This window comes from Bacillus sp. 5RYD7K, assembly GCF_059831465.1.
Genome location: NZ_CP191200.1, coordinates 2,416,487 through 2,428,583, shown reverse-complemented (window position 1 = coordinate 2,428,583; position 12,097 = coordinate 2,416,487). Strand labels below are relative to the sequence as shown.

2 protein-coding genes are annotated in these 12,097 nt (G+C 50.1%); both read right to left on the bottom strand.

The annotated features are described in order from the left end of the window. Positions 1-20: 20 nt before the first annotated feature. A complete protein-coding gene (locus ACQE26_RS12235; protein WP_500469558.1) occupies positions 21-5,750 on the bottom strand; it encodes a type I polyketide synthase in 5,730 nt (1,909 codons plus the stop codon). Positions 5,751-5,789: 39 nt separating this feature from the next. Next, complete coding sequence (locus ACQE26_RS12230; protein WP_500469556.1) at positions 5,790-12,086, bottom strand: type I polyketide synthase; 6,297 nt, start codon at positions 12,084-12,086, stop codon at positions 5,790-5,792. Positions 12,087-12,097: the final 11 nt, after the last annotated feature.

Genomic DNA, 12,097 nt, shown 5'->3' with positions numbered 1-12,097 from the left:
TCCGTCATTTTGACAGGCAATCAGATAGTCACAAATTCATGAGGGTTCATTCCCTCGATCGGAATCGGCTTGGTCAGCTTCATCAGCCCCATACGGGAGATCGGCTGCGTCAGCAAAGTTTCCAGCGCCTGCATCCCTTCCGCCCGGCTGATCAGCCCTAGACCGATTTGGCTCAGTCTGTCAAACTCTTCAGAAATGTGATTGTCAGCCCGCTCCCAATAACCCCAGTTCATCACTTTGACCCGGCATGACAGCCGTCCGGAAAGCTCATGGGCAAATGCGTCTTTAAATGCGCACCCCGCCGCATAATGACTTTGATTCGGATTCTTAATATATGAAATAACCGAAGAGAAAAAGAGAATAAAGTCCAAAGACTCTTTCGCAAATACTTCGGCAATGTTGACGGAAATATCCACTTTCGCCTTAAGGCCGGCGTGAAACTGTGATTCTTCCATATCTTTTACGCTTTCATTCGCAAATACCATCGCTGAATGAACGACGCCGCTGATGGTGCCGTATTTGTTTTTAATCTGTTCATAGGCGCGCTGAAGCGATGGAAGATCAGAAGCATCTGCGGCTATATATTCGGGAGCCGGGCCTGATGGCCGGTACCGGTCTATTTTTTGGCGTATCCGGCTGTCCAGCGGCCGCCTCCCGATCCAGACGATTCGGGCTTTATACGTCGTCACCATATAATCTGTCCAAACCTCGCCGATGCCTCCCGCACCGCCGATGATGACATATACGCCTCCATAGCGGTAAGGAACACTTTCAGACGGCTCGCTTTGGACCGGAAGCAATTGAGGCCGGTACCATTCCTGATGTCTGCGCACCCATGCTTTACCCGTACGGTCGCGGGGCAGGCTGAATATGTCTTCTGCGGGGAAATCCCCCCCGTCTTCAAGATCGACCAGACGGATGTGCCAGCTCGGATGTTCTTTAGCGAGAGACCCGACAAAACCGTGCACACTGGAATGAGCGGGACGCGCCTCATCATATTGGGTGATAGGCTGTGCTTGGTGCGTAATCACCGTAATCCCGAGCTGCTCTTTTCCATACCCGAGACCGATAAGAGCTTTGGCCGCTCTGAAAATTTGCAGCACCCCGCTTTTTTGTTCATGGATGTAAGAATCAGCTGGCTGAGGGGCAAACCAGATCATATGCTGAATCTCACCGAGACGGCGGAGCCGATCAGATATCACTTCAACGGAAGCACTTTGGCTGCTGTCAAATCGCACAGCTTTAGGAAACAATCGTAAAACCGCGTCGGCCTGCCCGTCTGTACCGCCTATAATGAGAGCTTTTGCTTCAGAAATGGAGAAGCCGGTTTGGTTGTCTATCGGTTCCGCGTCCCATACCTGCATCAGTTTGACGGCTCCGGTAAGGTCACCCGGCAGATCGTATTGCTTATTATCGGTTACGGGCGGCGCACTTTCGGCCATCCGGGCAGAAAACCCTTTTATCCTTACACACACATTGCCGCGTTCATCACATATATCAATGTCCATTCTTCGCACGGCCGGTGTTTCATGCGTCACAAACACGGCCGCCCACATGTTTGGACTGCACGGATGAAAAACGGTCAGTTCATGCAATTCAAAAGGCATTAACGGCTGCTCCGGATAATCCGCTTGATCTTCATTCATAACGCCGATGGCCGCCTGAAAAGCGGAATCAATCAGACTAGGATGGAGCACAAACTGTTCGGCCTCATCAGAAACGGAAGCAGGGAGCACCAATTTAGCCAAGGCTGCTTTTTCCCCGCGATAAATGTGATCAATTCCTTGATGTGAAGGTCCGTATACAATTTCCGCCTTTGCAAACGCCGCATAGCAGTCTTCTTTTGACAGCACTTTTTTGCGGCATCGCGCTTTCAGCTGTTCAATATGCAAGACCGGCGCCTCAGACAGCGGCTCAATCACAGCACTGCCTTCACAATAAATGTCTGAATCGTTTTCATTGCTGTACACTTGAAATGAAACATTGCCGTTATCCTCCAAGGAAAGCCCTGTCGTCATTCGCAGCGGCTCTTTTTTATGAACGGCCTGGCGTATCCAGCTGATATACCGCAGCGAAATGCCGGTTTTAGCCGTGTATTCAGCAGCTAACGGCGCGGCAGCCAGTTCAGCCGCGGCTCTCGCCATTTCAAGATAAGCCGCCCCGGGAAGAACACGCTTGTTTCGGACGATATGATCGGCTAAGAAGAATTCATCTCCGTTCAGTACCGTGCTGAATTTTTGTTCTAACAAATCTGATGTATTGCGGTGAAGCAGCGGGTGAAGCCTGCTTTCTGTATTTACGGAAGTAACGGGATGATCGGGCTCCGGTATCCAATATTGTTCCTTTGCAAACGGATACGTCGGCAGACTCATCCTGCGCGGTTTCTCCTCCTGATACAGCCGTGTCCAGTCTATCTCAAATCCTTTTGACCACAGCTCTGCAAGTTTTTTGTAAGTGCCGCTGTCCATCCATTTTCGGATCAGCTCCTCCGTATCCTGATCATCATTCAGGAAACCCCTGATTTCCGTTCCGCTACCAGACCGCCCTTGAAAGCAGCCGTCAATCTGCCGTTTTCGTTCTGTAAATTCGGTTAATTTCCTGATCAGGTCCGCTTGATCGTTCACTAAAAAAACAAGCCGTTCTTCCATTGCCAGCCGTCCCGTTTGCAGCGTATACGCCAGTGACCGCAGGGAAAAAGAAGGTTCATCAGGCTGCTTATCTAAGCCGGACTGACCGAAAAGACCGGAAAGAATATTCTTATGTTTCTCATCTTTTGTAAGACATTCTGCTAAAGTCCGGACGGAAGTATGCTGTATGAGATCAGTCATGTCTATTTCCAGCCCGTATTGATCCGTCATCAGCTCAGAAAACTGAGTCAGCTGCATGACATCCAAGCCGAATTCCTTCCAATCGTGTTCACCATCTACCGAGCCGGCCGCTACATGCAGAACTTCCGCCAGAACACCCCGCAACGCATTTTCCAGCTGATTTTGCATTGTATCTATTTTGTTATGAAGCGGACCGCTTCCTTCAAGCGCTTTATCTTTGAGAAATATCAGCAGGCGGGCAGCGTATTCCTTCAGCCGCTCCGGATTTTTCGCTGATAGAGGCACGATATACGGTCTCTCTTGATTCTCCGTAATGCCGGGGTTTTTGGGCCTATACTCTTCTAAAATGAGATGAACGTTTGAACCCGTCGCCCCGAATGAACTGATGCCTGCGCGTCTCGGACAGGAATGTTCACTGCCGTTCTCTGTATACGCCGGCTTTTTCCATGACTCGGTTTTTTGCTGCACGTAAAATGGCGAGTCCTCTAAACGAAGATACGGATTAATCGTCTCTGAGTGCAAAGAAGGGACAAGCGTTTTGTGAAACAGCTGCAAAACCGTTTTATGAAGCCCGCTGATCCCGGCGGCTGATTCCGCATGTCCGATATTCGATTTTACGGAACCGATTGCACAAAATTGCCGATCCTCTGTAAACGTGCGGTAAGCTTTAACAAGACCTTGTATTTCAATCGGATCTCCTAAAGAAGTTCCGGTTCCATGCGCTTCCACATAAGAAATCGTCCGGGGATCGATCCCCGTTTTTTCAAAGCATTCAGCTATCATATCCCCCTGCGCCACGGGGCTCGGCACGGTAATCCCGCTGACGGTTCCCACGTGATTGACGGCGCTGCCTTTTATCACCGCATAAATATGATCCTTATCTTCTTCGGCTTTGTGAAGCGGCTTCAGCAGCACGGCCCCGATGCCGTCAGCTGAGACATAGCCTGTGCCGCCTTCGCCGAACGTGCGGCACAGCCCGTCACTCGAATGCATATCCATCAAGCCGTATGTGATATATTTTGTCGGGTGCAATGATAAATTGACGCCCCCGGCAAGAGCTGCTTCACATTCACCGCGTCTCAGACTTTCCGCCGCCATATGGACGGCCGTCAGAGATGACGAACACACTGTGTCAACCGCCACGCTCGGCCCGTGAAAATTGCAAAAATATGAAACCCGGTTTGCGATCGGCGCATAGTTCAAGGGATAAGGAAAGACCAGCCCTTTGGCTGCAGCTTCAGCGCCGACGAGAGAATAATCCAAATGCATCACCCCGGCAAACACACCGACGTTCATTCTCTTATTCGGCCCTTTCGGCTGAACGATTGTTTCCGGGGTGTAGCCCGCATCCTCAATCGTTTCCCAGCATGTTTCTAAAAACAATCGTTCTTGCGGATCTTTAGCTTCTGCCTCCCGCGGAGAAATCCGGAAAAATTTCGCATCAAAACAATCCGGATCGTCTATAAAACCGCCCCATTTGGAAATCGGCTTGCCGGACGGCGATCGCAAATGCTCATATTTCCTCGTATCCCAGCGGGAACGAGGCACTTCCGTTACGCTGTTTTCTCCATTTTTTAAATTTGCCCAGAATTCACGAAGATTTTTGGCGCCGGGGTACCGTCCCGCCATCCCGACGATGGCAATATCTCCATTCTGCGTTCCGGCTGACGCCGATTTTTTCACGCGGATTTGGGTCGTCCTCTTTTTTTCCCGGTGCAAAGGTTCAGCATTTGAATGTCCGCTTTGAGCATGGCCGAAACCGGCTCCGTAATGTTCGCACAAATACCCTGCCAATTCCGTGATTGTCGTGTATTCAAATAACAGCGTCGGCAGAAGCTGCGTTCCGATTTTCCGTTCAATTTCCTTTACCATGTCCAACAGCCCCGGAGAATCCAGCCCCATTTCATAGTAGCCGATAGCCGGGTCAATCTCTTTCACAGGTTTGTTCAATCGGGCGGCAAGCAATTCTTTTAAATAAACGATGCACTGTTCAGTAAGGCCGGCGGAAGCCTCCGCAGAGCGGGGCTCGGAAGGCGCCGGTTCCGCTTGCGGAGCCGGGACGGCATTCCGCCCGTCAGGTTCTTTCTTTTGCCGTTTCTGATTGATCAGTTCCGGGTCCCTCACCAGTTTATTGGCGAAGTTTTTCAGTTCGCCGACTTTTCTGCCTTCCTCATTGAAAAACTCCATTGTTACGTAAACGAGATCTTTCTTACGGGTGACGGATTCTTTTTTTATCTTGGTGATACATGTCGTCTGCAGCAATTCGGCGCAATAAAACGATTCATAAAACAGCGGCAGAAATAATTGCCCCTCCTCTCTCGTCAAAGGAGCGAGATATACATTGGAGCCGATGCTGCTCGCATCTATCAATGCGGGATGAAACATCGCCTCTTCTGCATGTTCCAGCTGATCCTTTTGCACCGACAGATCAATATAAATCTCTTTTTCAGTTTGGTAGACGCTTCCGCAGCCTTTCATCATTCCTGAATGAACCAGTTCTTGATCCCTGCATTCCGCGTAAATGTCCTCAAGCGGTATTTCTGCCGCCGTTTGTTTTACGGCATCCATCCGGACGCTCTCTTGGAAGCCGGCGGGCTTGACGGAATGCATGTGCGCCGCGGCATATACCTTTGTCCCTGCTGCTTCGTCACCTTGTTTTTGCCCTTTCACCTCCACCTTCCACTGCCCTTCGCCGCTCACTGTACAATCAACGGAAAGCAGGATTGATTCTCCCTGTTCAGGAGCTAAAGGGTGAAAAATCGATAAGTGCCTGAGTTCAAGGCCGGCATGAAATAAACCGTTTTCTCTGAAAGTCTGATAGATCAGGTCAATATAAGCCAGACCCGGCAGCAGTTCCTTTCCATAGGCTTTATGATGTTTCAGAACGGGATGCTGATTGTTAATAAGAAGCTGCTCTTGCATATGAACTTCCTCCATATCGACGTTCAATTTTCAGCGCAATCAGTAAGTCTTCATTTGTTTCCAAAACGTATTCGGGCGGGACTTATGTGCGTTTTCATGCAGGCTTTCGGCTTTGTCCGGACGAATGGGCCGGCGTTTTAATTCCTGTCTCGGCAAAGGCTTTCTAACCGGGGTATACGCCTTTTGTTCCCAAGCTTCCACTATGACATGGGCATTCGTCCCGCCGTCAGCGAAGCTGCTGACAGCGGCAATCCGCGGTGAATCCGTCCATTCACGCAGAGCGTGCGAAAAATAAAACGGCGAGGCGGACAAATCGTAATGCGTCATCGGCTCTTTGCCCGAAAGGAAAGGCACACGCATTCGGCGCGAGAGCATAAGCACTGTTTTAATGAATCCGGCAATCCCTTCAGCGCATAACGGGTGTCCGATATTCGGCTTCATCGACCCCAATTCGCAAGGCGCGCTGTTTTGCATACGGTACACCGCTTCAATCGCCCTCAGTTCCAAAAGGTCTGTTACTTCAGAGCCTGAACCGTTTGCTTCAATGTAGCTGATATCCTTTGCTTTTCTGCCGCTTTTGGCAAGCGCCTTGGCCATCACTTCTTTTTGCGCCTGTATATTCGGTGTGGCAGGCCCCGCGGTTCTGCCGTCATTGTTTACGGAAATGCCTTTAATGACCGCATGAATCCGGTCCCCGTCTTTTACAGCTTGGGCCGCTGTTTTTAAATACACCATTCCGACGCCTTCTCCCAATACGATGCCGCCGGTGCGGCGGTCAAAAATATGAAACGCAGGCTCTTCGCTTAACAGATTGCGAAGTTCGAACATCCGGTGGGTTTGACCGGATTCCAGCAGACTGACTCCCCCGACCACCGCTGAGTCGATTTCACCGCAAGAAAGCGCCTGTATCGCCATATTCATACCGACAAGCGCTGAAGAACAGGCCGTATCCAAAACGAGACTCGGCCCCTTCAAATCAAAGAATTGAGAAAGATTGGCCGCTAAGTAATTCGGGCCGGCGGCGACTATCGGATTTTTTGCATGCTTCAGACGGTTTTCGTCAGGCATACTGCCGCCGCGTCCTCCTAAATAGACACCGGCTGACCTGCCTTTCATTTCTTGTAAAGAGTAACCGCTGTCTCTGAACAGATGGAGCGCCTCTTCTAATATAAGAAAGGACTGGATATCCATTGCCTTGATGTCTTCTTCGGGAATAAGGAAAAACTCCGGGTCAAAATGCGTTACATTTTTTAAAAGACCCGCATAATCCGCCTTCTCCGTTTTCCAGCGTTCTTTCGGCACCCTTTGAATGGCCGACGTTCCTTCAGACAGCAGCTTCCAATAAGCTTCAATTGATTCAGCTCCCGGAAAACGGCAGGACATTCCGACAACAGCGATGTCTTGCGCCGCTGCAGCACCAGAAGGCTGAATGACAGCGGCTGCTGTTTGTTTGGGAACGTACGGGATTACAGGCTGCACCGGTTTTGAAACGGCAGCTTTGATTTCCGGATATGCTGTTTCAAGCCATCCCGCCAGCGCAGCAACCGTAGGGTATTCATACAGCACCGCCGGGTCAAGGTCAGCTTTGATCCTCTTTCCGATCGCTCTGGACACTTGGGCAAGCATGATGGAATCGGCTCCGTAATCTTGAAAAGGTGTATCAGATTCAAATCTTGACGGCTCCAGTCTTAATTCCCGGCAGCAAATGCCCGTCAGCCATTCCTCAACGCTTTCTGTATCGGCCTGTTCCTGCTGCTTTGTTTCGGTAAGGCCGGATGAAAGCAGCAGACGGTCAGGCTCCCATTTTTCCGGGTGAATGACGGCCGGCATAATAACAGATCCGCAATCGCCTGCCATAATGGCATCAAACAGGCTCAGTCCTTCTCTGTCAGTGATGCTCTTTAAACCGCTTTTCTGATAGACCCGGCTTTTTGATTCGCCCATACCCGTTTCTTTCCAGCTCGGCCATTGAATGCTTAGCACCGGAAAACCTTTTGCGGCCGCAAAATAATCCATATAGGCGTTAGCCATGGCATAATCGCTTTGTCCCGCTCCTAATTCCGGCATCACGCCGGACACTGAAGAAAACAGCGCAAAAAACCGGAGAGGCTCCTTGTGCAGCGCTTGATACAAAAGGTCCAGTCCGTCTGTTTTAGGTTCAAGCACGGGCATCATCTGCTCTTTTGTTTTGCGGATAAAGGCGGGATGATCGAGATCTACGGCTCCCGCTGCGTGTATCACGCCTCCTATCGGCCCCATCTTCTCTTTCACCCGGCTGACGGCCTGCTCATATTCAGGGCCGGAAGATACAGACAGCACTTCCGTTCGGACACCTTTTTGTTCGAGCTCTCTGATTCTCCTCACTTTATCGGAAAACGGGGAATTCCGTTTGGTATGGTCATCCCACTCCGCTTTCGGAGGCATTGTTTCTTTTCCGGTAAGCACGAGTTTCGTGACTCCGTAACGTTCGGCAAAATGCCGGGCGAATAAATATCCGAGTCCCCGGGTCCCTCCGGTGATCCAGAGCACATGGTCTTTCGGAAATGAAAATTCTTTTTCAGCTAAGCTGTTTGTTTCCTTTAACCGCGCATGATAGCGCACACCGTTTCGGTAACACACTTCGATGTCTTCAGAATCGCGAAAAAACTCCTCTGCGATCTGGTTTGCCAGCTCAGGAGCTTCAGCAGTCCGTTCTGCATCCATATGCCGCGAGCGGATATCCTTATACTCACTTTGGAGCATCCGGTACAATCCGGCCTTTTTTGCACCTGAGAGATTTATCGTTTCATTTGCAAAAGGTTCAAGCCCCTTTGTCACACAAAGCAGCTGAAGCTTTCGGCCGCGGTTTCTGTTGTCAATGAGAGACTGCAGACGATGAATCCAGCCGTCATCATGCTTGATTTCCATCCCGCATCCGGTCACATCAATCAGACCGCCAAACCGGGCCGCGTCCCCGGATATTTCCGATGATGCAGCGTCAATGATTTCAGAATCGTGGAAATAACGGGACAGCTCAACAGCCAAATTTCCTGTCTGGTGATCAGCAGCTATTCCGATGACGCCCCGCACTTCCTTAGCCGGAACACGGCTGCTTTCTGCCCAGCTTTTCTGTAAAAAGCGGATTTCACGAAATGTTTCAGCATGTGTTTCAGCATCACGAACATTGTCCGGCGCTGCATTGTCCGGCCAATAACGATCCTTTATAAATGGATAACCGGGAAGGCTGATGCGGTGCGGCAGGCTGCTGTTATAAAGCTCTGACCAATCAATCTTCAGCCCTTTTACCCAAAGTTCCAGAAGCTTCGCGAATTTTTTTCTTTTCATCCATTTACGGACGGCTTCCTGCATATCTTCATCCTTAAAAACGGCTAGAATGTCTTTATACTGTTTGCTTTTTCCCCTGAAGCAGCCGTCTGTCCCGCCGTCAATAAAACGCTGCAGTTTTTCCGCTAACTGCTCCGTCGACGTCACAATAAACGCTGCACGTTCTTCCATCGCTTCTCTTCCGGTTTGAAGGGTGTAAGCCGCATCCCGGAGGCTGCGGTCTGTGACGTCATTTTTTCTGATCGCTTGAAGAAGCTGCTGCGCCCGCCGCTTCAGGCTGGCCTCCTGTTTGGCGGATAATAAAATGACTGCGGGGTCTTCATCTGTGAATGGCTTAGAAATCTCCCTATCAGGTTCAATATATTCTTCTATCAATATGTGGGCATTTGCCCCGCCCGCGCCAAAAGAAGAGATTCCCGCGATTCTCGAAATTTCTTTCTGCGCTCCGTTTTCCTCAATGACCGGCCGTTTCCAGTCTGCCAATTCACGCTGCACCACAAACGGCGTCCGGTCGAATGCAATATTCGGATTCAATTTCCGGCAATGTAAAGAGGGGGCCAGCTTGCGTTTTTGAAACTGGAGCAGCAGTTTCGTTACACCGGCAATGCCTGCCGCAGCTTCCAAATGCCCGATATTGGATTTAACTGAACTGATGGCGCAAAAGCCTTTATCTGACGTTTTCGTTTGAAATGCGCGGGTCAAACCGTCAATTTCGATCGGATCTCCGAGTTCAGTGCCCGTGCCGTGGGCTTCGATACAGCTTATCATCCGCGGATGTATTCCTGATTTTTCAAGCGCGCCGGAAATCACGTCAGCCTGGGCGCTCGGACTCGGCACTGTATACCCGTTTGTTCTGCCGCCGTGATTGATATGAGTGCCGCGAATCACCCCGTAAATATGGTCCTTATCAGCCATCGCTTTTGACAGCGGCTTTAACAGCACAGCCCCGACGCCTTCACCGGGAACAAATCCGTCTCCGCCTTCACCGAAACTTTTGCACGTTCCGTCTTTTGAAAGCATTCGATAGGCGCTGAGCTCCGCATAAGCCGAAGGATGCGTATACACATTCACACCGCCGGCAATCGCCATGTCACATTCGCCGCGAAGGATGTTTTCACACGCTTCATGAATTGCAGTCAGCGAAGACGAGCACATCGTATCAACCGGCATGCTCGGCCCTTTCAGATTAAGAAAATAGGAAACTCTGTTGGCCGCTGAACTGAACGACGTTTTCGGCTGCAGGGTGCCGCCGTTTTTCCAGTACATTCCGTACCCGTTTTTCGTAATGCCAGCAAAAACGCCGACCCGGCCGTTATACAGATTTTCAAGCTGTTCCTTCGTATAACCGGCATCCTCCAGCACCTGCCAGCACATTTCAATAAAGAGACGCTCCTGCGGGTCCATATTCAAAGCATCACGGGGTGAAATTTGAAAAAACAGCGGATCAAAGAAAGCGGCATCTTTCAGAAACCCGCCCCGCTTACTGTAACTTTTCCCTGCTTTCACGGCCGCTTCGGGATCAGGGTTATAGTATTTGTCCTTTTCCCACCGCTCTTCGGGAATTTCCGTCACACAGTCTTTTCCGGCTGCTAAGTTATCCCAGTACTCTTCAAGTGTTTCAGCTTGCGGATAACATCCGCTGACTCCGATAATCGCAATCCCTTCTTTTGTCTGGTTCTCATTGGAAAAAGAAGGCCGTTTCTTTCGCTTGATAAACGACGGAAGCACCGGAAAATCTTCATTTGCCAAAACCTGTTCTGATATGCCTGAACGGTGCTCATCATCATTTGTCCATTTTCGGCATTCTTTTGGATAATCCGTGACAAAGTGAGCTGCCAGGGAGCCCAGTGTCTTATATTCGTAAAAAACCGTTTTGGAAAGGTCACCGAAAAGCAGAGACAATTCGCGGTTCAATTTCGTCACAGTGACTGAGTCGATTCCGTAGGTTTCCAGCGGCTCTTCAGTGTCTATGTTGGAAACAGCCATTTTTGTAGTCAGGGCAAAAAGCGTTTTGAGCTGAAGAAGCGTTTGTTCATACAAACGTTCACTGTGGTGTTCGGCATTGGTTTCTCCGGGAGCGCCCGCCTTGATGACAGGCTGCAGCTTCAACCCTGACAGGGAAGCCCATATTTTCCCTTCTTCGTCACATAAATCAATATAAAAGCTCCCCGCCTTCTCTTGTATCTCGGCCCATACCTTGTCAGGACAAGGTTCATAAAACAAAAGCTCGTCCAATGAAACCGGGGCGAGCGTTTTATATTCTTTGCCGCCAAGCAGCGCGCATGCCTCTGTCACACTTTGCATCACACAGGGAGGGAGGCCGAATCGGGCGGATTCTTTTTGGTTTGTCAATGGAATTGATATGTCTGCCAGCATCCGTCCTGCTGAGGCGTAAATACGCTCAATTCCTTTCATGTGCTCATTGTATTGAACGGTATCGTTCTGAGTGATGGCTTCAATTTGCTGCTGATCCATCAGGGAACCGCTGTTTTCCTTCAAGCGGCTGATATCCAGCATGCCAGGCGGAGCATCAACTGGCTGAATCGTCCCTTGGCTGTACACATCATGATGACTGGAATCGGCAGAAAATGGATTATAAATCTCAAACCTTTTGGCTTCACCCTCTGCGGGTATCAGCCTGATTTCGATATGGAACGGCTCAGCCTCAGTCAGAATGGGCTTTGACCACACAATATTCGTCAGCCGGACAGCCGCAGTCTCCTTTACTGTCAAAACAGCCGCAGCTCTCGCCATTTCCAAAAGAAGTTCTCCAGGCATAAGCTTTTTATGCTGTAAAGAAACATCAGCGAGAAAAAATTCCCGGCCGCTGAAAGCTGCCGAGAATCCCTGTCCCGTTTCATCGGAAATATGCTGCTGAGCAAGCGGATGAAGGGAAGCCGCTTGGCGAAGTCCCATCCGCATATCATAATCGCGCAAAATGCCGATCGCATCCTGTTTTGTCATTTTTTTATTTTTGACGTCAGAAAAAACCCGGTGCAGAAACTCTTTCATATGGTTTCCTC

Excerpts from the sequence above, each read along its gene's own strand:
- ACQE26_RS12235 (WP_500469558.1), bottom strand. The coding sequence starts at position 5,750 with ATGCAAGAGCAGCTTCTTATTAACAATCAGCATCCCGTTCTGAAACAT.
- ACQE26_RS12230 (WP_500469556.1), bottom strand. The coding sequence starts at position 12,086 with ATGAAAGAGTTTCTGCACCGGGTTTTTTCTGACGTCAAAAATAAAAAA.